Annotated in this window: 24 protein-coding genes; 18 read left to right on the plus strand and 6 right to left on the minus strand. The window is 62.6% G+C overall.

The window, feature by feature from the left end; translation table 11 throughout:
* Positions 1–39: 39 nt before the first annotated feature.
* On the minus strand, positions 40–1,485 hold the full coding sequence (locus MCUHO_RS07850; protein WP_067076409.1) for a CorA family divalent cation transporter: 1,446 nt from the start codon (positions 1,483–1,485) through the stop codon (positions 40–42).
* Positions 1,486–1,627: 142 nt separating this feature from the next.
* On the opposite strand from MCUHO_RS07850, the gene MCUHO_RS07855 reads away from it, so the two are divergent.
* From MCUHO_RS07855 to MCUHO_RS07865, 5 genes are read left to right on the plus strand one after another with little or no spacing between them, the layout of a single operon-like run.
* On the plus strand, positions 1,628–1,897 hold the full coding sequence (locus MCUHO_RS07855; RefSeq protein WP_067076412.1) for an epoxide hydrolase N-terminal domain-containing protein: 270 nt from the start codon (positions 1,628–1,630) through the stop codon (positions 1,895–1,897).
* Entirely contained in the window at positions 1,890–2,024 is a 135-nt protein-coding gene (locus tag MCUHO_RS13075; protein ID WP_268872793.1) for a hypothetical protein, read from the plus strand. Before MCUHO_RS07855 ends, MCUHO_RS13075 begins: the two co-directional genes overlap by 8 nt.
* A 33-nt stretch (positions 2,025–2,057) precedes the next feature.
* Entirely contained in the window at positions 2,058–2,204 is a 147-nt protein-coding gene (locus MCUHO_RS12765; protein ID WP_161485887.1) for a hypothetical protein, read from the plus strand.
* A gap of 55 nt (positions 2,205–2,259) precedes the next feature.
* Positions 2,260–2,667 carry a hypothetical protein gene (locus MCUHO_RS07860; protein WP_067076416.1) on the plus strand — a complete coding sequence of 136 codons (408 nt, stop codon included), beginning with the start codon at positions 2,260–2,262 and terminating at the stop codon, positions 2,665–2,667.
* A gap of 3 nt (positions 2,668–2,670) precedes the next feature.
* The gene (locus tag MCUHO_RS07865; RefSeq protein ID WP_067076419.1) at positions 2,671–3,180 is read left to right on the plus strand and encodes a pyridoxamine 5'-phosphate oxidase family protein; all 510 of its coding nucleotides are present in this window, start codon (positions 2,671–2,673) and stop codon (positions 3,178–3,180) included.
* A gap of 207 nt (positions 3,181–3,387) precedes the next feature.
* On the opposite strand, the gene MCUHO_RS07870 is transcribed toward MCUHO_RS07865, so the two are convergent.
* Positions 3,388–4,035 carry a DUF3800 domain-containing protein gene (locus tag MCUHO_RS07870; RefSeq protein ID WP_067076423.1) on the minus strand — a complete coding sequence of 216 codons (648 nt, stop codon included), beginning with the start codon at positions 4,033–4,035 and terminating at the stop codon, positions 3,388–3,390.
* 191 nt (positions 4,036–4,226) lie between these two features.
* Between MCUHO_RS07870 and MCUHO_RS07875 the strand changes: the two genes are divergently transcribed.
* Genes MCUHO_RS07875 through MCUHO_RS07890 form a run of 4 tightly spaced genes read left to right on the plus strand, consistent with a single transcriptional unit; the run spans position 4,227 to position 7,796 of the window.
* Positions 4,227–4,742 carry a hypothetical protein gene (locus tag MCUHO_RS07875; RefSeq protein WP_067076427.1) on the plus strand — a complete coding sequence of 172 codons (516 nt, stop codon included), beginning with the start codon at positions 4,227–4,229 and terminating at the stop codon, positions 4,740–4,742.
* Positions 4,739–5,944 (plus strand): ABC transporter substrate-binding protein, encoded by a 1,206-nt coding sequence (locus tag MCUHO_RS07880; RefSeq protein WP_067076430.1) that lies wholly within the window; start codon positions 4,739–4,741, stop codon positions 5,942–5,944. Before MCUHO_RS07875 ends, MCUHO_RS07880 begins: the two co-directional genes overlap by 4 nt.
* An 11-nt stretch (positions 5,945–5,955) precedes the next feature.
* Positions 5,956–7,008, plus strand: a complete 1,053-nt coding sequence (locus MCUHO_RS07885; RefSeq protein WP_067078743.1) for a FecCD family ABC transporter permease — start codon at positions 5,956–5,958, stop codon at positions 7,006–7,008.
* Positions 7,008–7,796 (plus strand): ABC transporter ATP-binding protein, encoded by a 789-nt coding sequence (locus MCUHO_RS07890; RefSeq protein ID WP_067076432.1) that lies wholly within the window; start codon positions 7,008–7,010, stop codon positions 7,794–7,796. Before MCUHO_RS07885 ends, MCUHO_RS07890 begins: the two co-directional genes overlap by 1 nt.
* A 5-nt stretch (positions 7,797–7,801) precedes the next feature.
* On the opposite strand, the gene MCUHO_RS07895 is transcribed toward MCUHO_RS07890, so the two are convergent.
* From MCUHO_RS07895 to MCUHO_RS07905, 3 genes are all read right to left on the minus strand, one after another.
* A complete protein-coding gene (locus MCUHO_RS07895; RefSeq protein WP_067076433.1) occupies positions 7,802–8,062 on the minus strand; it encodes a DUF3303 domain-containing protein in 261 nt (86 codons plus the stop codon).
* Positions 8,063–8,163: 101 nt separating this feature from the next.
* Positions 8,164–9,423: a chloride channel protein gene (locus MCUHO_RS07900; RefSeq protein ID WP_067076437.1), complete on the minus strand. Its 1,260-nt coding sequence runs from the start codon at positions 9,421–9,423 to the stop codon at positions 8,164–8,166.
* Between the two features lie 93 nt (positions 9,424–9,516).
* A complete protein-coding gene (locus MCUHO_RS07905; RefSeq protein WP_235808206.1) occupies positions 9,517–10,032 on the minus strand; it encodes a PRC-barrel domain-containing protein in 516 nt (171 codons plus the stop codon).
* Between the two features lie 161 nt (positions 10,033–10,193).
* Between MCUHO_RS07905 and MCUHO_RS07910 the strand changes: the two genes are divergently transcribed.
* The 9 genes from MCUHO_RS07910 (at position 10,194) to MCUHO_RS07945 (ending at position 21,641) form a co-directional block, all read left to right on the plus strand.
* Complete coding sequence (locus MCUHO_RS07910) at positions 10,194–10,526, plus strand: hypothetical protein (protein ID WP_235808207.1); 333 nt, start codon at positions 10,194–10,196, stop codon at positions 10,524–10,526.
* 75 nt (positions 10,527–10,601) lie between these two features.
* Positions 10,602–11,096: a hypothetical protein gene (locus tag MCUHO_RS07915; RefSeq protein ID WP_067076440.1), complete on the plus strand. Its 495-nt coding sequence runs from the start codon at positions 10,602–10,604 to the stop codon at positions 11,094–11,096.
* 155 nt (positions 11,097–11,251) lie between these two features.
* Positions 11,252–12,100 (plus strand): cache domain-containing protein, encoded by an 849-nt coding sequence (locus MCUHO_RS12380; protein ID WP_235808208.1) that lies wholly within the window; start codon positions 11,252–11,254, stop codon positions 12,098–12,100.
* A 173-nt stretch (positions 12,101–12,273) separates the two neighbouring features.
* Entirely contained in the window at positions 12,274–13,536 is a 1,263-nt protein-coding gene (locus MCUHO_RS07925) for a hypothetical protein (RefSeq protein ID WP_153020020.1), read from the plus strand.
* A gap of 348 nt (positions 13,537–13,884) precedes the next feature.
* Positions 13,885–14,022 carry a hypothetical protein gene (locus MCUHO_RS12850; RefSeq protein WP_162839716.1) on the plus strand — a complete coding sequence of 46 codons (138 nt, stop codon included), beginning with the start codon at positions 13,885–13,887 and terminating at the stop codon, positions 14,020–14,022.
* A 190-nt stretch (positions 14,023–14,212) separates the two neighbouring features.
* Positions 14,213–16,258 (plus strand): M13 family metallopeptidase, encoded by a 2,046-nt coding sequence (locus MCUHO_RS07930; protein ID WP_067076447.1) that lies wholly within the window; start codon positions 14,213–14,215, stop codon positions 16,256–16,258.
* Positions 16,259–16,455: 197 nt separating this feature from the next.
* Positions 16,456–17,460, plus strand: a complete 1,005-nt coding sequence (locus tag MCUHO_RS07935) for a hypothetical protein (RefSeq protein ID WP_067076450.1) — start codon at positions 16,456–16,458, stop codon at positions 17,458–17,460.
* The gene (locus MCUHO_RS07940) at positions 17,457–20,645 is read left to right on the plus strand and encodes a hypothetical protein (RefSeq protein ID WP_067076453.1); all 3,189 of its coding nucleotides are present in this window, start codon (positions 17,457–17,459) and stop codon (positions 20,643–20,645) included. The genes MCUHO_RS07935 and MCUHO_RS07940 overlap by 4 nt, the downstream gene beginning before the upstream one ends.
* 237 nt (positions 20,646–20,882) lie before the next feature.
* A complete protein-coding gene (locus MCUHO_RS07945; protein ID WP_011844944.1) occupies positions 20,883–21,641 on the plus strand; it encodes a hypothetical protein in 759 nt (252 codons plus the stop codon).
* Between the two features lie 56 nt (positions 21,642–21,697).
* Here the strand turns inward: MCUHO_RS07945 and MCUHO_RS07950 are convergent, their stop codons facing one another.
* Positions 21,698–21,913: a hypothetical protein gene (locus MCUHO_RS07950; RefSeq protein WP_011844945.1), complete on the minus strand. Its 216-nt coding sequence runs from the start codon at positions 21,911–21,913 to the stop codon at positions 21,698–21,700.
* Positions 21,914–21,924 lie beyond the last annotated feature (11 nt).

Consider the following 21,924-nt stretch of genomic DNA (forward strand, 5'->3'; position numbering starts at 1 on the left):
ACCCGTCCGCCCGTCTCCTCGATACGGGGGCCTACGGGCTCACCTGAGCCACCCAATCTTGTAAAAGATCCAGCCGACCCCGAGCATGGCGATCACCGTCCAGACGGTCACCTGCCAGAGGTAGAGGCTGAAGGGGACATCAAGGGTGTTCATCCCGAGCATCTGGCCGACCAGCGTCGGGATCAATACGAGGGCGGAGAGGACGGCGATCACCCGCATCGCCCGGTTCATCTCGTAGGAGACGGTGTTGATGTGGACGTCGATCAGGGTGAGGAGCCCTTCCTGGATGTTCCCGGCGGTCTCGTGCAGGTAGTCCGTCTCGCTCGCGAGGGCGTCGAAGATACTCTTCTGCCCCGCCCATGACCCCGAAACGGAGATGCTCCGCGCGAGGACCGTTGTCACCTCCCGCTCGTGAAAGAGGCTCGAAGCAAGAGCGCTGCTTATCCGCTTGAGGTGGAAGACGGAATCGAGGAAGTTCTTCGGCATCTCGTTGCTCGGGGTGCCCTCGAGGCGCAGCAGCTCGGCTTCCAGTTCCACGAGGATCGCGGCGTAGTTCTCGTTGATCCGGTCGAGGGCTCCGTAAAGGACCCGGGAATGCAGGGGAACCCCGGGAAGGGCGTTCGCACCGAGACCTGCCTGGACCTGCTCGAAGAAGTGGTCGCGTGCCTTCGCGACGGTGGCGATCGTTTCACCCCGGTTCACGACGATGAGCCCGATCTTCGTCACGCCCGGAACCGGGGCACCTTTGCGAACGCGGCTGATCTGTTCCGGCTCCTGCACGAAGATGAGCCGGGTTGCCCCGGCGGAGGTTATCCCCGGGTGGGACGGTCGCATCAGCCGGCTCTCGAAGTAGACGGCGGGAACCCCGAGGAGTTCGGCGAGGATGGGAAAGTCCGGCCGGGAAACCCCGGAGAAGTCGAGCCAGACCCCGGCCGGGGCGCTCTCGAGGTACCGCTTCGCCTCCTCGGAGGTGAGGTCGAGCACGTCTCCGGTCCCCCCCGCCATTCCGCGGATCCGCATCGTCGAGAACGGTGGCGGTGCAGGCTCCAGGGCAGTGACCTCCGGCTCGATCCGCCGCTCCACTGACCGCCCGCCGGCCGCCGCCACCCGAACCACCCGGAGGAGCCGGAGCGCGGGGGACGACCGGGCAAGGGTCGAACCGGCCACCGGAAGCACCTCGAGAGCCGGGAGCGTGATGATGACGAGGTCGAGGAGGTGCCAGCGGTCCAGGAAGTGGCTCACCCGGTTCTCCGCAAGGCCCAGTTTGAGAAAGTACTCGATGACGAAGATGGCGATGATCAGGGTGTCGGCGAGGTTGAAGAACTCGATGACCGGTTCCGGGAGGGCAAAGAGGAGGGGCAGGATGACGATCGGGGCCATCACCAGGCCGAGGAAGATCATCAGGCCGTCGGAGAGGATGCGGTAGACGAGATCCCGTGCGGCCGCCTTTCTCCCCTTCTCCCCCGAAGACCGGAGCCCCTGCATATCGTTCCTCTCCTGATGACCGGACAAGAGCCGCGGATGAGGTGAAGGGGTTTCGTCGTGTATATATACCCTGGGTTGCGGGCCGCTGGAGACTGCCCTGGTGAGCGCAAGAGTTATCCCTTCCGTCTCCAGCAGTCGTTGCATGCCGATAGACGCTTTTCGCATCGACACTCCCGGGCAGGTCCTGGACGACCTCCGGGTTCGGCTCCGCGAGACCCGTCTCCCCGACGAGGTCGAGGGTTCGGGCTGGGACTACGGCACGAACCTCGGTTACATGGAAGAACTGGTCGACTACTGGCTGAACCGGTTCGACTGGCGGGCTCGCGCTCCCCCCGAAGGATATCGACCCGATTCCGCCGCGGGAGTATGCGGAGCGCAACCTGAAGGATATCCGGCGCTGGACGGTGCTTGAACACGGCGGCCACTTCGTGGCGATGGAGTTCCCGGATCTCATGGCCCGGGAGATCCGGGAGTTCTTCCGGCCGCTCTGTGCGACCCGGAGGGAGGCGATCCCGAAAGGAAATCTTCGTAACCCCTGAAGTCGAGCTCCATGCATCGATGGGGAGAACGAGATGCCGAGGCTGGTGCTGATCGATACGGCGACGGGGACGCGGATCCGCCACCGCATCAGGAGCCTGAAGCAGGCTCTGAAGCAGCAGGAGTGGTACGAGACGAAACTCGGGCGGCGGGTGCGGATCGAGAAGGTCTTCGGACGGTAGCACCGCTCCGGGCGGCGGGAAAGAATGATAGTCCTGCCGGACGTACCTGACAATCATGCACGGCGATGCGGCGGAACCGGTCTCGCTTGCGGACGCTATAGCGGCGGCGGAGGTCTCCCGCCGGGAGAAGAAGAAATACCCGGCGATTGCGGCAGGGCTTTCGCTCCTCTTCAACGGCCTCGGCCAGGCCTACAACGGACAGTTCGCACGGGGCGTCCTGGTGCTGCTCGGAAGCCTCCTCGGCCTCTTTGTCATGATCGTTCCGGGGGTGGCGATCTGGGCCTGGGGCGTCTACGACGCCTGGGCCACGGCCCAGCGGATGAACGAGGGGCTCGTCCCCTACCGGGAGACGAGTCCGCTCGAGATCGTCGCGTTCGTGGTCGTCTGGGCGGTGACGATCTTCCTGCTCTCGGCGGCGTCGGCGATGCTGCTCGTCGCGCTGGGGCAGCAGGGGATGCTGTAGGCGATGAGACGAAAGGATAAGGAGATAGCCGACCCTGCGCTGCTCGCCGCGGTTCTTCGCGAAGCGTTCGTCTGCAGGCTCGGGCTTGCCGACGGGAACCTGCCCTACGTGGTGCCGGTGAACTTCGTCCACTCCGGCGGATGCCTCTACCTCCATTCCGCGAGCGAGGGACGAAAGATAGAGATCCTGAGACGGAACAGCCGGGTCTGTTTCGAGACCGAGACCGGCGTGGAACTCGTGCGCTCGGAGAGGGCGTGCGACTTCGGCGCCCGGTACGTCTCCGTCATCGGCACCGGCACTGCGTCGTTCGTCACGGACTCTGCCGGGAAGAGCCGGGTCTTCGACCTCTTCATGGAGAAGTACGCCCGATCCGGGAGCGGGTCATACCCCGAGGCGGCACTCCGTGCGGTGACCGTGATCCGCATCGACGTCGAGACGCTGACCGGGAAAGCGTCCGGCTATACCGAAGAGGAGGTGCGGCGCCTTCTTGCCGGTGAAGCGGCAGGTTCGTGAATCGGGGGAGGCGAACGGCCGGTTATCTCCCGAGGAGCGCGATGCCTTCTCAAATGGGCCGGATTACAGACACCCGGTTGTCGGCGTTGCGGTTACGTAACATTTATATCCCCTTCTGCATTGTATGTATATAGTGAGTAAGTCCTTCCCGAAACGGATGAGGCTACCTTGAGGTAGGTGGGACAAAGTAGGGAAGGGTTCACCATTCTACTTCTGGCGACCCTTAAAAAAATCGAGCGCAATTGTCGTTTTAGGTTCGATAATGCTGTAGTAGGTTTCATCATCATCCCGATACCGCTGGTGGACTGCACCTGCTGCAAAGTCTGCAGCCTGTATGCAGGGTTCTGTTCGAGAATCAACGTGTTCGATGACGAGCTGGTCAAGTGGTGTCGCACAGGGAACGCCGTTGTCGAACATACGGTACGCGAGATAGTCGTCAAAATGGTCACGTTGAAGGCTGTACATCGATTTGTCCATACAGACGTAAATACATCCTTCGATCGTGTACTGGTTGGCAATACTGGATATGAGGGATCCGGTGAGATAATTATAGACGATCTGCTGCTTATCCCTCAACCTGCCGTACACCTGATCCTTCCGGAGCACCGCGTAGGCAATGTCAAGATCACAATCGGCTATGCACTGTAAAATACGGTCCTTAATCAACCCTTTTGTGTTGTTATACTTGAACTCAGGGAGATCTCTGAGTGATTTCTTGAGTTTTCTCTGGCGGATCTTTTTAAAACAGCGCCGAATCGTCTGCTCATCACGGACTACAAGGGCCGCAAGGACAAAATAACGAGACGCCCTTTGTCCAAATCCGAGATCTCCAGATTCATCGACGTATATCTTCACGCAATAGATAATTGGGGGTACTCTTCATAAAGACTGTGAGGATTCACGCACCCTCCCGCCTCACACCGGTGTGTCCTGCGATGCACCTCTCCACCAGGGCCGTCATCACGATATACTTCTGAACACCCGATCTTCAGACTTGTTAGCACAATGAGAAACATTCATATTACCTGATCGACAAACGAGAACCCATGATAGGTCTCCCGGCAAACCGCCTTTTCTGCCTCCTTCTCCTGTCGCTGCTCATCCCGGCCGTGGTCTGCGGCGCACCGGTCACCCGGACGCTCTCGACCGCGGAGCCCGGGGCGGGGGAGGTCGTTACCGTCTCGCTCGCGATCGACGGCATCGACCTCGGCGGAGTGGTCGAGACGCTGCCGGCAGGCTACGCCTTCGCGGGAACCGATCACCCGGACGACCGCGTCCTCGTCCGGGGGCAGAAGATCGGGTTTGTGGTGATGAACGAGACCCGCATAACCTACTCCGTCACCGCCCCCGCCTCCGGGAGCGGGGATATCACCGGGACGTGGGAGGACTTCCTCGGTGAGTCGGACGGGGAGGTAGCCGCCTCGCACGTCGCGGTGGACGGGATCGAGACGGCACCGGAGAGCGGCGGCGAGAAGCCCGCCGCACAGGAAGCCGCATCGCCGTTCGCTGTCATTGCGGCGGTTGCCGCCCTCCTCATCGCCGTGCGGGGTGGCCGGCGATGAAGCGGCTCCTTCTCGTTCTCCTCCTGCTCCTCGCCGTCCCGGCATCGGCGGCAGACGGGATCCCCGGGGACGGCGACGGCGACGGGGTGCTTGCCTCCGGTGAATACGCCTCGGCGGCCCTCGCCTACCTCGATACCACCTATATGGGCGGGGCGGGAGACCTCGACCGGGACGAGATCCAGGACGCCGCCTGGGTCTACGCCCGCTGGGACGGGAAGCCCCGGGAGGTCGTCGATTCGTCGGGGCAGACCGTGACGCTCTACCGCCCCCTTCGCCGGGTCGTGACCTTCAGCGGCGAGTCCCTCGAGACCCTCCGGTCGGTCGGGTTTGATATGGACAGGGTCGTCGCCGTCGACAAGTACAGCCACGAGAAGAAGACCTTCTTTCCCGAGTGCCAAATGAAGGCGAACGTCGGGTCGATCTGGTCGCCCGACATGGAGAAGGTTCTCTCTGTCCGGCCGGACGCAGTCATCCTCTACGCGACGATCAGCACCGCGGCCTGCGACGACATCCAGAAGAGGCTCGGGGCGAGCAGCCCCGGTATCCGGGTCTTCCGGTTCGACTGCTTCAAACCTGCAACTTATGCGGACGAGATCCGCACGCTCGCCTCGATCGTCGACGAGACCGAGCGGGGAGAGGAGTTTGCATCATTTTACGAATCGACGATGAACCAGATCCGGGACGGCGCGGCGGGGATCCCGGAGGACGAGAAGACCCGGGTTTACTTCGAGTACTGGTTCGACTACACGACCGTCGCCGCCAGTGCGGGCTACAACGAGAAGACCGAACTCGCCGGCGGGAAGAATCCCTTCGCCGTCGGAACCGCGGAGTACCCCGTCGTCGACCCCGAGGCGATCCTCGTCGCGGACCCAGAGGTCATCGTGAAACTGGCCGGGCAGGGCCTGGCCGTCGGCGGATACGCAGGCCACGACCCTGAAGCGCTCGACGCGATACGGTCGGCGCTGCTCGACCGGCCCGGATGGTCGAGGATCTCCGCGGTGAAGGACGGCCGCGTCCACGTCATCCACTCCGACATCCTCGGCGGCGCCCAGCACTTCATCGGGACGGCCTACCTCGCGAAGTGGTTCTACCCCGACCGGTTCGCCGGCCTCGATCCGCACGCCGTCCACCAGCGCTACCTCACCGGGTTCCAGGGGATTGACTTCGACCTCGCGTCCGAAGGGACGTTCGTCTACCCGTGACCGGTGCCGCCATGGAACAGAGCGTCGTCATCCAGGAAGGGTATGCCCGGCTGAAGAAGACCCGTGCCCTCTTCGTCGGGGGACTCCTCGCCGCCCTCGCCATCCTCGTCGGCGTCGCGGTCACGCTCGGGTCGGCCGACTTCACCGTGGCCGAGTCCTACCTCGCGATCCTTGCCGGGCTCTTCCCCGGCACGTTCACCGCCCCGGAGATGGCCGGGATCATCGTCTGGGACTACCGGCTCCACCGGGTGCTCTTCGCAGTCTCGGCCGGGTTCGGGCTCGCGGTGGCGGGCTGTGTCATGCAGGGGATCCTCAGAAACCCGCTCGCGAGCCCCTTCACCCTCGGGATCGCCTCGGCGGCCACCACCGGGGCCTCGATCGCGATCGTCCTCGGCGCCGGGGTCGTCGGCGGGGAGTACCTCGTCATCGGCAACGCCTTCCTCTTCGCTTTGCTCGCGGCGCTCGCCATCTACGGGATGGCACGCTACCGGGGGATCGGGTCAGAGACGATGGTGCTCGCCGGTATCGCCATCATGTACCTCTTCTCCGCGGTGACGTCGCTCTTGCAGTACGTCGGCAGCGCCGAACAGCTCCGTGCGGTGGTCTTCTGGACGTTCGGGTCGGTCGACAAGTCCACCTGGCCCAAACTCGCCGTCGTCAGCCTCGTCCTCGCCTGCACCATACCCTACCTCCTCTACCGCGCCTGGGATCTGAACGCCCTCGCGGAAGGAGACGAGGTGGCGGCCGGTCTCGGGGTGCCCGTGGAGCGCTCGATGATCGTCTTCATGGCGATCGCCTCTCTCATCACCGCGGTGATCATCTGCTTCACCGGGACGATCGGGTTCATCGGGCTCGTCGCCCCGCACATCACCCGGATGGCGATAGGAGGGGATTTCCGCACGCTCCTCCCCGCCTCCGGCCTGGTGGGGGCGCTCCTCCTCCTTGGTGCGGACAGCATCGCCCGGAGCGTCCTTGCGCCGCAGGTTCTCCCCGTCGGGATCGTGACCGCGTTCCTCGGCGTGCCGTTCTTCATCTACCTCTTCATGCACCGGAGGGACGCCTGATGCCCCGGATCTCGGTAAACGGCCTCTCGTTTGCCTACCGCGACCGCCGGGTGCTTCACGGGGTCACCTTCTCGGTCGGCGCGGGCGAGGTTCTCGGGCTCGTGGGGCCGAACGGGTGCGGGAAGACGACGCTGATCAGGTGCATCGACGGGATGCTCTCCCCCGGCGGGGGAACGGTGACGCTCGATGGGCGGGAGCTTCGCACGATGCATCGGCGGGAGGTCGCGCAGGCGATGGCCTACGTGCCGCAGTCGGCCGGGAACCGGACAGGGGCGACGGTCTTCGAGACCGTCCTGATGGGGAGGCGGCCCTACCTGAACTGGACGGTGAACAGAACCGACGAGGAGAAGGTGGTTGCCGCGCTCGACGCCCTCGACCTCGGGGATCTCGCGCTCCGTAACGTCGGCGAACTCTCCGGCGGGGAGCGCCAGCGGGTGATGATCGCCCGGGCGCTCGTCCAGGAGACCGGGGCGATCCTCCTCGACGAACCGACGAGCAACCTGGACGTCTGCCACCAGATGGGGGTCATGGAGGTTCTCCGCGGGCTGGCCGGGGAGAAGGGCCTCTCGATCGTCATCGCGCTCCACGACCTGAATCTCGCCGCCACCTACTGCCACCGCCTCATGGTGATGAAGGCCGGGGCGGTCTACGGCTACGGGGCTCCGGAAGAGGTCCTCACCGAGGAGATGCTCAGGGCGGTCTACGGCATCGAAGCGGTGGTGAAACGGGATCTTGCGGCGCCCTATATGGTTCCGGTCAGGCCGGGCGGCCTCAGGGGAGGGGTGTAGAACCCCTACCTCCCCAGATGCTTCAGCGCCTCCTTCGCCTCCATGACCGGGTGCATCTCGGTATAGCCGAGATCGCCCCAGGGATAACCTGCTTTCAGGAGGGCTGCGGAATCTTCCACCTCGACCAGCCGGAAGACCGTGTTGCTGCCGAGATCGAGCCACTCGTTGATCACGACCATCCCGTCCGGAGCTTTCTCCGCGGCCCGCATCTCCATGACCTCGCCGGTTCTCCCGGGCTCCCAGGTGAAGATATTCATGAACTGCATGCCAAACCACCCATTCCGTCTCCCGCCCGGCACGCCGGGTGGAGTAAACCGGCGTCAACGGGCTCCAGGTATAAATACCTGGTGCAGGGCGGAGCCATCCATTACGCAGACCGCCTCTTAACGGCGGCAGCGATGACCATGGCGGTGACGGCGGAGATGACAAGGAGGACGACCGTGTACTGGTCGGCCGTCCCCACGACCGCGACCAGGAGGATGGAGGTCAGGGGCGCCCCGAGGGCGAGAGTGAGGGCCGCAACCTCGATGCAGAGGACGAAGATGCCGACCGGGATGCCGGGGAAGACGAGGTTCAAAGCGAGCCCGATCAGCGTCGACGAGAAGATGATCGGAAAGAGGGGGCCGCCGATGTACCCGCTCTTGAACGAGAGCGCGAGCAGGAGGACCTTTAAGATTGCTACCCCAAGCAGCATCCCGACCCCGAGCCGGGCCGGGTCGGCGATGATCCCGTGCAACTGGGCCTCCCCGGAGAAGAGCACCTCCGGGACGAAGTAGCCGGCACACGCGATGACCGCCCCGGCGGCGAGGACGCGGGTGATGACCGCCTCCCCGAAGACCCGATCCATCACCGTCCCGGCGGCCTGCATGGCGACTCCTGCAAAAACCGCGAGGAGCGATCCGAAGATACCGAGGGCGATCGCACAGAGGATGTAGCCGGGATGCAGCCCGCCGATCGGCTCGAACGGGATGCTCCGCGCGAAGGAGGGGAACCCGAGGAGCAGGTAGAAGAGGTAGCCGACGGTGCCGGCGAGCAGGTTCCAGGTGAGGAACCGGAAGGCGTTCCTGTTCCCGCCGACCTGGAACTCGGTGGCGAAGACCCCGGTAAAGAGCACGCTGCCGACGATCCCGTTGAACGCCGATGCCAGGGCGGCGACGTCGAACCCGAGCGCGGCCCCGGGCGACTCGATCCCGAGCCGGTCGCGGACGTACGAGGAGACGTAGCCGACAAGAACGGTGATGGTTCCTTCCGGCCCGACGCTTGCCCCGGAGAGGAGCGAGAAAAGCGACGAGAGGAGGGCGCCGGGAAACGTCCGGTAGTCGGGTCTCTCGCCTCCGCCTCGGAGCGATTCGGTGAACCCGCCGTGGATCACATCGGGTGCGTGCAGGTACCTGCGGCAGAGGCCGACGAGCAGCGAAAACAGCAGCACCCCGGCCGGAACCGCCCAGGGGGTGTCATGCATGAAGCCGTCCTCGGACCAGACGGCGTTCTCGAGCAGCCCGTAGAGACCCAGGTAGGCGGCCGTAAAGACGATCGCGACTACGGCGATGAGGACGATCTGCCAGAGGGCCGGGGTTCGTCCCCGTTCGTCGGGCAGCGCTCCCGAACCGTCTCCAGTGACGGGCATAGCAGGCACGGCATCACCGTTTGGGGTAGTTGTGCGGCCGGCTCCACCCGCCCACCGAAAAAAAGCAGCCGTTCCCCGGACTGCCGTCCGGGGTTACCTCCGCCGGGGCCGCGTCTCGACCCGCTCGGTCGTCACGACATCGGGCGGCGGGGTCTCCGTCCGCTTCATGGCTTCCGCCTCCTCGCGGGTCGGCGGGGTTATGCTTCCGGCCGACTGGATGAGGCTGTAGTCCGCTTCCCGGGGCCAGTGGTCTTCATCGAAGCCCGGCAGGTCGTCCAGCCGCTGCTTGTCGATGTTCACGACGAAGTTGTCGTCGCCGGGGCGGTAGATCACGGCTTCCGGCGGGACAGCAAACCTCTTTGCCGCCATCCCGAGCACGCCGCCGTACCTGAGCACCAGGTAATCCACCTTGCCCTCGGGGAACCCAATCCGCATATCCGAGATCTCCCCGAGGTCATCTCCCTCCTGGTTGATCACGTTCTTGTCCAGGATGTCGTCGGCCGACATGAACCACTCCTCGCCGGCCGTTCGCGTCCTGCGTTCGAGAATTACCTCCGATCTCTCCTGCATCTTCTTCAACTCCATCGCCCCCATATCCAGGGGAAACATCCCACAGCGGGGGCGTGCACTGAGTGCCGGGAGTCCTTAAAATGATTTGCACACCGTGCCCGGGGGGCAGCCCGACCTCACGGGAGGGGCGACCCCTGCCAAAATGGGCACAGGAAAATCCCATGTACCAAAAAATAAGCCACATACGAAGCCTGAATGAAATGGATGAAGTTATTACCGGGTGCGTCAATCCCCTCTTCATGGGGCCTACTGTCAAACTGGATCTCACCACAATCCTTCAGGCAACAGGCGAGTTGCAGCATTTTCTTGACCTCGGGGCGGCCCGCCTGCGAGCGGAAGGGCCGTTGCCGGAAGAGGCATCCGAGGAGCTGATATTTACCATGGCCGATGAACTTGAGGATCACCTGCGGGCGATGCGAGACCGGCGGGGGTCCGCGAGCATCAACGATCTCCAGGGCTGGACGCAAGCCTGGATAGACGAGCAGCAGGAAGCGCTCGCCCGAAAACCGTCGCAGGGCGGCGATCGGGGGTAACCGCCCGGCGGCTTCGCCGGGGCTGCCCCCGGAGAGACCCCATGATTTATCAGCACGCGCACCCATGCGCACCCGATGCCTCACTTCGACCTCTTCTTCAAGACCGAGGATCTGCGGCGGAGGCTTGAGCCGCACCTCCGGCTCATCCCGCCGTACTTCCAGTTCACCGTCCGGACGGGCACCCCGGAGGTCCGCTACTTCGACCAGAAGGATCCTATGTGGAAGGGCTTCCCGTTTCCGGTCCCTGACGGAACCGTCTACGTCTTCGACGACGATATTCCCGCCCGAGCGCTCGGGGGCGGGATGCAGAACCGGGCGAGCATCCGGGTCGCACGCGAGGACACGGACGACGAAGCGCTCATCCTCCGCATCTGGCACGAGGTTCTCCACGCGGTCGGGCAGCCGGCGGACGATCTGGTCAGGCGGGCGGGCGAGTGGCAGAGCCTCTCCGACCGGCTCATGTGGGCGGCCTGGCAGTCGCTCTCCCGGCCGATCGACGTGCCGTTCTGGCACCGGAAGTTCTACGCGTGGCTGACGGAGCGGGCGGCGAGCGGAGCGGGGGGAAGGTAAAACCACGGCCGGGATGCGCCCCATGCGGCAATCAGGAACTATGCCTGCCGACAAATTATATCAACAGGCGAAACGAATCTGTGAGGATGAGATCTCTCGCGATTTCACTCACAGTCCTGCTTGTTCTCGGCCTGTCTCTGCTCTCGGCCGGTTGCATGCAGAGTGATTCCAGTGCCGCTGTCCTGACACCAGAGATTACCACCGTACCAGAGGCAGAGTACACCTCGAACGAGACGCTCGTCGCCTTCGTCGAGAGCGCGGGTGCCTATGTGCAAGAAAACGGCAAGGAGGCCGCCCTTGCCGAGTTCAACGACCCGAACGGAAGGTTCGTCCAGGGTGAACTCTATATCTACGCGTATGACTTCAACGGCACCACCCTCGCCCACCCGGTGAACCCCGAGAAGGTCGGCGTCAACCGCCTGAATGAGACCGAGGGGAATGTGGGGGCGTTCCTCCGGGAGATGAACGATGCTGTCAGGAACGGGGACGGTTTCGGCCGGATTGCCTACATCAACCCCACGCGTGACCGGACGCTCGAGTCGAAACTGGCGTACGGGGTGCAGGTGGACGAGGATTGGTGGCTCGGCTCCGGGATCTACACAGGGTCCGTCGATCTGCCCGAGGCAGCAAACCCGACGGTCCGGGCCGATTACCCCGGGATGGTCGGCGTCTGGAGAGCGGACGACGGCGTTGTGTACTTCCTGAATGACACGATCGACGAGGTGCTTGCCGGAGAGAACAGATGGGTGGTCACCGCGCAGGACGACCGGGTCATCAGCGGGTTCAAGGTCTTCTCCCTGCCGGATGGAACGGTGGAGAACCAGACGTTTGTAGGCATATTCGATCCCAACAAAGAGACCATATCGTTCATCGACCAGCCGGGAGGATGGGCGACGGGAACCCTGGCCGATCAGGACACCCTCTACATCGCCTGGACGAACCCGGGCGGTGATACGGCAACGGTGGTGGGCGCTCTGACCCTGCACCGGGATACCACAGCGTGAACGACCCCTCCGCTTCCAGAGAGGGCCTTCCCGCGCGTGCCGCCGGGCCGTGCGGGGATACATTCCTTCCCATTTTGATGCGGGCCGGACGACCGGGGACATCCTCGCCTTCAATCCGGAATACTCCCGCCGCACCTGCATTTTTATGAATAACCCCGGAGAAATTATGATCGATGAGAATGCCGTACGGGAACCGGTCCGGGAAGGATAACGAGGCAGGAGTCACGGCGATCTCGCCGGACGAGTTCTCGCAGAGGCTCGAATACACCCGGGCCGAGGCGGAGAAGATCCTCAATGCGGCAGAGAACGATCTGGCCACCCTTACCGGGGTGAAGTGGAGTCTTGAGTACACCTCGCCCATCCTCGGAGCGGCGATCCTGATCAATCTGGGGCTTTTACTCGCATACACCGGGGAGTACTACCTCTACTGGATCATGGCGTCCTTCATATTCCTGATGATAAACCCCTTTCTCCTCCTGCTTCCGACCGATACGGGGGATCTGAAGTCCTACATCAGGTATTTCTACGATCTCAAGAATCGCGAGCGAAAGAGCCTCGAGGAGATCATCTCGTGGGAGAGTCTCGAAAAGAGCGCCGCCGTCCCGGCCGAGGCGATAGAGGCGGTCAGACGGCTCACGCAACAGAGGAATTCCCTCTACGAACTCGGCTGGAACCTCTTCTTCATCAACTGCCAGCCGCTCGCCCCGGGCTTCCTGGTGCTCTTCACCCTCTCCTCGGTCTTCGCACTTGCAGGCTGGCTCTTGAACGGCGCGTTCGAACCGCACTCCGCCGTGATCGTCGTCATCCAGTCCGCCGCAATCGTCGTCTTCTATGTCGCGATCGTGTATGTGCAGCCGTACTCGCGGGGCTTCTTTGCGGGGATACTCGGGATGCAGTCCCGCATCAAAGAACGGTATAACGAGGCCTGGATCCAGGGGCTGAAGTATGCCCTCACCGCCACCGTCGTGACGACCGTCGCCGGCATCATCTCCATCGCGGCGATCGTCCTCCCGGGGGTGACCTACAACAGTTTCACCGCCGTCGAAGCCGATATCGAGCTCGGGGCCGGCATCTTCGCTCTCATCTTTCTGACGCAGATGATCGTCGTGCGGCACCTGCAGGGCGGTTACAGCCGCACGCTCGTCCACTCCCTCCTCTCATCCCGGATCGAGATGATCCGCGGGAAGGTGCTCCCGGCCGTCGAAGACCTCGCCCGGGCATCGCGGAACGACACCGTGACCCCGCAGACGGCGCAAGACCTCGAGAGGATAACCCTCGACCTGACCCGGTGCCGGGCGCTCAAGATCGACTACGCATCGCTCTTCGGCTACTTCCCGGTCGCTATGGTGACGCCGGACGTCGGTGTCCTCATGCGTGTTGCCGGAACGGTGGGCGGCGGGCGCGGAAGAGCCCGGGCCGACGAGGCAGCCGCGTAGCCGGGTGCCTGCAGGGTTCCCGACAATTCCCGGTAAATTCAAGGCCGGACGATCCTCATCAACGTCCGCGATGCCGCCCCACGCATAACCGGCCCCGGCTGTTTGGACGAAGGATATCCGCCCGTCTACGCGCCCGTTCCGGTATCGCCACCCTCTCCCGGATTCGAGAGTCCGCCTGATTTTCCGCTCGGTCGTATACCTGCAGGAAATCATCATCTCCAGGGCCTTATTTCTGAAACAACCGCTTGATACCGGATGGAAATAGGAACGCCGCCCTCATTACAGGGGGGTATGTATATGAAGGAAAACGATGAATAGAACCAGTCAAAGAAGGAGCAGAGTAATCGTATGCCGACGAGCAAGAAACAGATGGAGAAACTGAACCGGGCAAAGAAGGCCAAGGCAGAAGGACTCGCGCAGCAGGCGGCCGAGGGCAGCGAGGCCGCCAAGAAGAAACTCAAGAAACTCCAGAAGAAGATCAAGTGAGCCGCCCGGGATAGCCACTTTTTTACCGTCGTCTACGGTCAATTCGACGGACAGAGCGCCCGGTCGAGACCGCGATCATCCTTGATGGCGTATCGGGGCGGCGAGGTTCCGGCCCGACACCCCGGAACCCTGTACGACGCCGATTGGCGCGAAGCACAACTCTTATTCCCGCGAAAAAATCACACTCCTTGTGAAGCACGTTCTTCTGACCCTTCTCCTGATCGCCGTTCTCGCCTGCGCGGGGTGCTCCGCCCCGTCCGGGACGGCGACCCTCGATCCCGTATCGCAGCCGCCCGAAAGCGAGTTCGTCCTCAACGAATCCGTCCATCCGGGCGACGACTTCTACGCTTACGTGAACGATCCGTGGATAGCGGAGCACCCTATCCCGGCCGACAAGCAGTATTACACGACACTCACCGCGATGCACGATGATGTGGACGACGATCTTCATACCCTCTTCGAGGAGGCTGCAGCGGCTCCGCCGGGGAGTGTTGATCGGAATACCACCCTCCTTGGAACATTCTACCGGTCGGGCATGGATACCGATGCGATCGACCGGGAGGGACTCTCCGGGATCTCCGATCTCCTCGCGGCGATCGATGCGATCGACTCCCGTGCCGACCTGACCGCGACCACGGTCGTCCTCCTGGAGCAGGGCTTCCTCCCGGTCTACTTCTACGGGGCCGGAACCAACCCCGAGAACAGCAGCGAGATGATTCCGTACCTCTACCAGGGCGGGCTCGGGCTGCCGCAACGGGACTACTACCTCCGAAACGACAGCGAGAGCGTGGAGCTCCAGGACGCCTACCGGGAGCACATCGCCCGGGTGCTGGTGCTCGCCGGCGAGTCCTCAGAGCAGGCCGCCGCCGGCGCAGAGGCCGTATACGCCATGGAGAAGGCCCTTGCCGCCGCCCACCTCAGCTCCGAGGAGGGCCGCGACCCGCAGAAGATCACGAACATCCACACCCTCGCCGAACTGGAGGAACGGTACCCCGCGGTCGGGTGGGAGACCCTCGCCGCCATCCCGGGCTCCGGGCCGGTCGAGGAGGTGCACGTCTACCAGCCGGGCTACGTGGAGGAACTCGATTCCCTGCTCGTGACCGCGCCGCTCGAAGACTGGAAGGTCTACCTGCGCTACCGGCTGATCGACCAGGCGTCCCCTTACCTTGGGGCGCCGTTCGAGGAGGAGCACTTCGCCTTCTACGAGACGACGCTCTACGGGGTTCCCGAGATGAAGCCCCGGTGGCAGCGTGTCGTAGCGGCGGAGAGCGAGCTCCTCGGCGACCTGGTGGGCCGGGAGTATGTCGCCCGGTACGTCGATCCCCGGACACGCGATATGGTATCGGAGATGGTCGTTGCCATCCGCGAGACCTTTGATGAACGGATAACCGATCTTACCTGGATGAGCGAGCCGACGAAGGCCGCGGCCCACGAGAAACTTGCCGCCATGGGGGAGAAGATCGCGTATCCCGACCAGTGGACGGACTACTCCGGGCTGAACCTCTCGGACTCATACGTGGAAAACGTCCGTGCCGCAAAGGCCCATTCCTTCATCCACGGTCCCGAAGGGCTTGAGAAGGTCGGCGGGCCGGTCGACCCGGGCACCTGGTTCATGCCCCCGCAGACGGTGAACGCCTTCTACGACCCGACCAGGAACGAGATGGTCTTCCCCGCGGCCGTCCTCCAGCCGCCGCTCTTCGACCCCGATGCGGATCCCGCCTTCAACTACGCGGCGCTCGGCTGGATTGTCGGGCACGAGATGACGCACGGTTTCGACGACCAGGGAAGGCAGTACGACAAAGACGGAAACCTGAAGGACTGGTGGACGGAGGAGGACGCCGCGAACTTCAACGACCGGACGGCCCTGCTCGTCGCCGAGTACAACGCGTTCGAGGCGCTTCCCGCCCTTTACGTCAACGGCAACCTCACCCTAGGGGAGAACATCGCCGACCTCGGCGGCCTGACCATGGCCTACCACGCCTGGAAGAAGGCGGAGAACGTCTCGGCCGACTCCGCCGCGGACCGGCGGTTCTTCCTCGCGGCCCCCCGCCTCTGGAGGGCGAACGACCGGGGGGATTCGCTCCGGAACCTGGTGCTGACCGACCCCCATTCCCCGGAGAAGTTCCGGGTGAACGGCGCTCTCTTCAACATCCCGGAGTTTTACGAGGCGTTCCCGGAGATCCAGCCCGGCGACGCCCTGTACCGGGAGGTCGAGGAGAGGCCCGTCATCTGGTGACGGGCTCTGTATACTTTTTTGTCCCCCTGCACCAGCCGTGTCACGGGCGAAACGTTTAGGATAGGTTATATACATCGAAACCAATGATATAATATTTTCCATTGGGAAATGTCGTTGATTCTGCGATATCGCAGATTCCGGAGGAGATTGGCCAAATATTTCCAAATTGGAAGGCTTTTCAGGGGTGTTGAACAGTAATGGCAGACAGTGACAAAGTGAACGAAATTTTTGGCAGGTGCAAAGAGGTCGCATCCGTTGCCGCCGATAAGGCAACCGTGGCGATCGACTCTGCATCGGCCAGCGTTTCAGCGGGTATCAAGGAGATGCGCGAAGAATCTGCGGCATCTCCGCGTACAGACGACGGCAGCTATGCCCGGGACGGCGAGGGCCGTGCAGCGGCTGAGGCAGGCGAGTGCGTCCTCTCCGGCGAACTCGCCATCTCCGGTGCTGCGGACGATGCAGCGGGCATACCGGTCAGGCATACCGCGGGCGAGGTCATGAAAGGATGCGTGCTACAGAGGATCAACGGCTTCAAGAGCGGTTTGCAGAATAAAAAACTCCTGATCACCGCGGGAACCATGGCCCTGGTCTGGTTTGCCCTGACCATCCTTCCGGCCCTGGGGTTCAACCCGGCTCCCGTGCAGTCCCTCTCCTTCCTGACCTTCGCGCGGGGCGGGCTCTCCGGCGGCGTGCCGGGGCTCATTGGCGGCCTCATCGGGAAAGGGCTGATCGCCTACTTCGCGACGCTGCTCATCGTCGGCGGGATATCCGGTGAGAGCATCGTAGCAAACGTTCGCTCTCTTGCTGCAAGGTTCTCCGGGCAGAAATGGGACGCCGCATCGATCTCTCCTCTTCTCATCGGCGGCGGCGCGGCCCTCTTCGTCTACAACTTCCTTGCGGGAACGTCGTCGATCATGAACTGCATGGTGGGGGTCGTGGCGTTCCTCATCGCCGCCCGTGCGCTGGCGAACCGGGCGGGCTGCGTGCGGCAGGTCTTTGCCGCAGTCTTTGCGAGAGAGGGCAGGGCCGACTCCGGGCTGGTCACGCATGTGATGGCGGGATGGGCCGGAGGGTTCGGTCTCGGCGTCGTCCTCTCCGTCTTCGGGGGATACACCTGTTACATCGCCGGGTTCCTCCTTCTGGCGGCCGGTGCCGTCCTCATGGTTACGGTTCAGAAGCAGGCAGGAGGTGTCCCGGCATGAGGCCGATGGCGAGACTGCTGCTTGTCCTCCTTGCAGCCTTCTTCCTCTCCGGAACCGCGGCTGCAAGCTACTCGCTCACCGATACCAACAGTTACGACTACAAACTGGCGAGCAAGTACATCCACAGCATGGAAGACGAGGGGTTCGTCGTCGAGATGCCGATCGGCGTCTACAAGAAAGGGACGGACGAACTCCTTGCGACCGAGAACACGCTGCTGATCATCGGCAACCTCGGAAAGATTGACCCCGAGGCTGAACGGCTTGTCCTGACCGAGATCCCGACAGACGTCTACAGTTACACCTATCAGGGCGACGCAGGCGGCGGCGAGATCAGGACGAGTACGGGAGAAGTCACCTGCGGCCGCTACATGTTCACCGAGTTCGGCCTCACCACGAAGTACAAGACGGTGAGCGAGTATGCCAGCTACTTGAAGACCGAACTCGAAAAATCGGTCGAGACTTCCAGCGCAAGGATCGAGTACGTGGATACGACCATAAACGGACACCGCGTCGTCGGCGTGCGCGAGTTGACGGACGACTCCAACTGGGCGGCCGGCGGCGGCTCCATGGACAACCACCTGGAGAACACGTTCACCTACTACGTGATCCGTGAGGACTTCTACCCGACGGGCTCGGGGCTCGCCCACATCAGGTTGCGCGGTCATGTCGGCCTCGAACATGACAACGGCCGGTCATTGACGTATGATCCGTATCCCTCGGAGAACCAGGTAGCTATAGCACTCTCCGAGATGAAAAGGGCGTACGAGGATGCGAACAAGGTCATGGACTCGATCATCGCCGATGCGGCGAACGCAAAGGGAACGCTCATCGTCGGGAACTACGAAGAGGTCTTCGGCGGCTACGGCGGCGGCAGCTTCTCCATCGATACCCCGGGCGGGGGTGCCGGTGAGAGCGATTACGGCATACCGCTCGCGGTTATAACCGGGATCGGTGCCGCGGGAGCCGCGGTTGCGGGCGCTGCAGCGGCGGCCGGCGGCGGTGGCGGCAACGGCGGCAGCGAGACGGAGCGCACCAGCACCTACCGGATGAGGATCCGCAAAGACTTCGAGGATTATATCGTCTGCGGAAAGAGCCCCGAGACCATCTACGCCCAGATGATCGAGATCACCGCGGAAGGCCAGACGATCGAGCGTGACGACCTCACCGCGACGCTCTCGATAACCTCCGGCGGCGGGCTCCGGGTCGAGGATCAGACGCTCGCCGGCAGTTACATGGGAGCGTTCGTATCTGCGGACGAGAACGAACTCGCGGAGGAAGGCATCGTCAGGGTGGCCTACACCGGAAAGGGCGGGTCGTTCACGAACAACATCCACTTCCGGATCATCGGCGAGCCGAGGATCAAGTTCCCCGAGCAGGGGGCGGCGATGGACATGCGGCTGAACGTCCTCTACGGCGACGGGCTGACCTACGACGTCGAGGTCGAACTCGTCGACTTCATAGAACCGCCCAAGGAGGTCACGATCACCCAACTCGACGAGGCGCCGTTCACGAGCTCGCTAGAGAAGATCGACGATACGCACTACATTGCAAAGATCGTCAACACGAGCCCGCTGCCCGAGAAGGGAGCGCCGGTGACGAGATACGGCGCCAGAGTCATCGCCACCTGCGAGGATGACGAGATCGTCGAAGAAGCGTTCACGGTGATCTTCTATCCCGAGGGCATCAGCGTCACCGACGTCGTCTACGACGACGAGGGACACGCCCAGTTCGCGGCCTACGACGATCTCGACACCGAAGAAGACGACGTTGCAGCGACCGGATTCATCGTGAACCTCGCCGTCAGGGTGACCGAGAACGAGAAGGAAGTGGTGAAACTCCTGGACGGGACGGAGTACGCGCCCGAGTTCGGCGAGCTCAAGGGAACCGACCAGAGGACGGAGGTCCTTGCCTCGAGGTTCAAGTACACCATCGAGAAGAAGCCGGACAACACCAACAAGGCCTACAAGTTCACCCCCGCCCAGCAGATCGGCGAGGACGAGAGGAACCCCTACTTCCTGGAACTCCCGATCACCTGCGAGTACGGCGACGAGACCTATGAACTCGATCTCCCGATCCGCCTCATCGGCGACAAACTCGGGGTGCGCAAGGATCGCGAGACCGAACTTGCGAACTTAAAGAAGAGGATCCAGAAGTTCGGCATCAATCCGGACACCGCCCGGTTCCTGCGGGAGAACGTGCAGAACTTCAATGCCGCCGAGCTCCGCCTGATGAGCAAGAAGATCGTCTACGACTCGATCGTCTACTACACCCAGGAGTCGGCGGACTTCATGGAGACCGCCGAGACCATGGACGACTGGATCACCTTCCTCTCCGTCGTGAAGTGGTTCGGCGATCAGGCGTTCTCGTACCTCATGACCATCTACACGGGGCCCGCGGGAGAGGCGATCCTCACCCCGACGAAGGAGCTTACGGTCGAACTGATCGGCGAGATGTCGGCCGACCTCTTCATGGGCAACGGGGTGAACTGGGACGAGATCAAGGTCGGTGTGCACATCTCCGAGATGATCGAGAACTACACCAAGTCCTGCTTCGAGGATCTCGGGAAGGCAAACCCGAAGAAACTCGCCCAGGTGATCGCAGGGCTCTGCGTCTTCAATCTGGTGCGCCACTACTCCTTCGATCTCGACGAGAACGGCAAACGCAGCCTGTATAACGCGATCATCTCGTCGTTCTCCGACATCTCGCTCGAGTTCTTCTCGAACAAGTTCTCGGGCTTCCTCAAGGGCAAGGTCAACGACCCGAAATCGGGCCTCTCCAAGCTCCTGAACTCGTCGGCAGCCAGGATGCTCGAGGACATGATGCCGGAGGGCAAACTCGCGGTTCCGGGCGTGAACACCCTCACGGAAGACGTGGCGGTAGGCCCTATCCTCCAGAAGTACGTGGAGGGGCTCTTCGGCTTCGGTGCGTCCTATGTGACGCAGGAGTTAGGAACGGCGGCTGCCGAGACTCTCTATGTGAAGGTGAAGGTCGGCGTCCCCAATTCGGACCGGGAGATCGACTGGTATGTCTTCATAGACCCGATCAAAGCGGCCGACAAACTCCTGGACTACATCTTCACGTCGCTCTTCGAGAAGTTCCCGTTCCCGACCGCGGAACTGGGAGAAGCCTCCAAACCTCGCGACCCGCTCTACATGGATCCGAAGACCAACCAGCGGATCGGATAATCCTCTTTTTTTGAGTGGTTGCCCGGCACTCTCGGGCAGCAGGGAACCGTCTCGCGAAGGGGTGTCGCGGGCGGCGCCACGCAGATTTCGCGAGACTATATGATCATTGCGGGTACCGTGTTCTTTACCGCTGTTTGTGATATTATTTTTCCTTAAATCCCAGAATCCGCCAATATTATTCACACCCGGCGGTTTTCTTTACTAATATTTTTTATACAAGATATTTCATTCACTATTATGCAATCCCTATCGAACTGTTGTCGTCTCCTTCTCATCTTCGGGCTCCTCATGCTCTGCGTTCCGCCGGCAGCGGCGCAGGCCGGCTCGCATACCACACTGCAGGTCTACACGGATGAGACTGTTCTCGGTCGAATCGTCTCGATCACCCCGGCTTCGGATGTCGGTGCGTATTCCATCACCATCACGCGCGGCACGAGCGTTCAGCCTGCCGGCGTGGGCGACACACTCCGCCATAAAGATATCATCACCCTGCAGCGCGGCTCGTTTGCAGACATCCAGCTCGTCGACAGGAGCGATACGACGATGCTCGGCGGAGGCACCGGGGGAACCGCGATCCTGATCGAACGGGCAGGCGGCAGCTCCGGACAGGCGGCGGCTCCCGAGGTGACGGAAACCCCGTCGGGCAGCGGGATAATTTACGTGGATTACGGACAAACTGAAGCAGGAACGGTGACATCTATTCAGGGCAGAGCGGAGATCCTTAGAAATGCCCGGATCTTTCCTGTATATAGAGGAGATAGCCTGCTTGTCGGCGATACCCTGTTTATCAGAGAGGGTGTGGTGACCGTTGAGATCTGGGACTCCGGGACAAGGACGATCTATGAGGGAGGGATACTCAGCGTTGAACAAAGAGCGAAACCCCAGGAACTGCTCGAACCGGTCTTCACCTTCTTCAACGATCTAAAGAATTCCCTTGAACGCGCTCTGGGATTTGAAGTCAGGGTCCCAACCGACACAGCCGGGGTCCGGGGATAACGGGATACGGGGGAGGAGCCCTCCTCCGGCTATTTTTATCGCTACGACCGAACCGGTCAGCGCTTCGTGCGGCGGTCGAGGTCTTCAGCCGCCGCCCTGAACTCTTTTAGGCGGTCTTCAACCGATCCGTCGGCGTCGCGAAGGGTCACAAGCCTGCCGCAGCCGCCGCAGACGATCGGTCTGTTCTCTTGCAGGTGCTCGACCGTAACCTGAAGCGGAAGATTGCAGTCCGGGCAGCGTATCGTTGGTATGGGGTGGGTTCCGGGGTTCATATTCAGGATTG

Source organism: Methanoculleus horonobensis (assembly GCF_001602375.1).
GTDB classification, from domain to species: domain Archaea; phylum Halobacteriota; class Methanomicrobia; order Methanomicrobiales; family Methanoculleaceae; genus Methanoculleus; species Methanoculleus horonobensis.

Bases quoted from the DNA above. Each gene is read 5' to 3' on its own strand.
- MCUHO_RS07850 (WP_067076409.1), bottom strand. From the start codon at position 1,485: ATGCAGGGGCTCCGGTCTTCGGGGGAGAAGGGGAGAAAGGCGGCCGCA.
- MCUHO_RS07855 (WP_067076412.1), top strand. From the start codon at position 1,628: ATGCCGATAGACGCTTTTCGCATCGACACTCCCGGGCAGGTCCTGGAC.
- MCUHO_RS12765 (WP_161485887.1), top strand. From the start codon at position 2,058: ATGCCGAGGCTGGTGCTGATCGATACGGCGACGGGGACGCGGATCCGC.
- MCUHO_RS07860 (WP_067076416.1), top strand. From the start codon at position 2,260: ATGCACGGCGATGCGGCGGAACCGGTCTCGCTTGCGGACGCTATAGCG.
- MCUHO_RS07865 (WP_067076419.1), top strand. From the start codon at position 2,671: ATGAGACGAAAGGATAAGGAGATAGCCGACCCTGCGCTGCTCGCCGCG.
- MCUHO_RS07875 (WP_067076427.1), top strand. From the start codon at position 4,227: ATGATAGGTCTCCCGGCAAACCGCCTTTTCTGCCTCCTTCTCCTGTCG.
- MCUHO_RS07880 (WP_067076430.1), top strand. From the start codon at position 4,739: ATGAAGCGGCTCCTTCTCGTTCTCCTCCTGCTCCTCGCCGTCCCGGCA.
- MCUHO_RS07885 (WP_067078743.1), top strand. From the start codon at position 5,956: ATGGAACAGAGCGTCGTCATCCAGGAAGGGTATGCCCGGCTGAAGAAG.
- MCUHO_RS07890 (WP_067076432.1), top strand. From the start codon at position 7,008: ATGCCCCGGATCTCGGTAAACGGCCTCTCGTTTGCCTACCGCGACCGC.
- MCUHO_RS07895 (WP_067076433.1), bottom strand. From the start codon at position 8,062: ATGCAGTTCATGAATATCTTCACCTGGGAGCCCGGGAGAACCGGCGAG.
- MCUHO_RS07900 (WP_067076437.1), bottom strand. From the start codon at position 9,423: ATGCCCGTCACTGGAGACGGTTCGGGAGCGCTGCCCGACGAACGGGGA.
- MCUHO_RS07905 (WP_235808206.1), bottom strand. From the start codon at position 10,032: ATGTTTCCCCTGGATATGGGGGCGATGGAGTTGAAGAAGATGCAGGAG.
- MCUHO_RS07910 (WP_235808207.1), top strand. From the start codon at position 10,194: ATGGATGAAGTTATTACCGGGTGCGTCAATCCCCTCTTCATGGGGCCT.
- MCUHO_RS07915 (WP_067076440.1), top strand. From the start codon at position 10,602: ATGCCTCACTTCGACCTCTTCTTCAAGACCGAGGATCTGCGGCGGAGG.
- MCUHO_RS12380 (WP_235808208.1), top strand. From the start codon at position 11,252: ATGCAGAGTGATTCCAGTGCCGCTGTCCTGACACCAGAGATTACCACC.
- MCUHO_RS07925 (WP_153020020.1), top strand. From the start codon at position 12,274: ATGAGAATGCCGTACGGGAACCGGTCCGGGAAGGATAACGAGGCAGGA.
- MCUHO_RS12850 (WP_162839716.1), top strand. From the start codon at position 13,885: ATGCCGACGAGCAAGAAACAGATGGAGAAACTGAACCGGGCAAAGAAG.
- MCUHO_RS07935 (WP_067076450.1), top strand. From the start codon at position 16,456: ATGGCAGACAGTGACAAAGTGAACGAAATTTTTGGCAGGTGCAAAGAG.
- MCUHO_RS07940 (WP_067076453.1), top strand. From the start codon at position 17,457: ATGAGGCCGATGGCGAGACTGCTGCTTGTCCTCCTTGCAGCCTTCTTC.
- MCUHO_RS07945 (WP_011844944.1), top strand. From the start codon at position 20,883: ATGCAATCCCTATCGAACTGTTGTCGTCTCCTTCTCATCTTCGGGCTC.
- MCUHO_RS07950 (WP_011844945.1), bottom strand. From the start codon at position 21,913: ATGAACCCCGGAACCCACCCCATACCAACGATACGCTGCCCGGACTGC.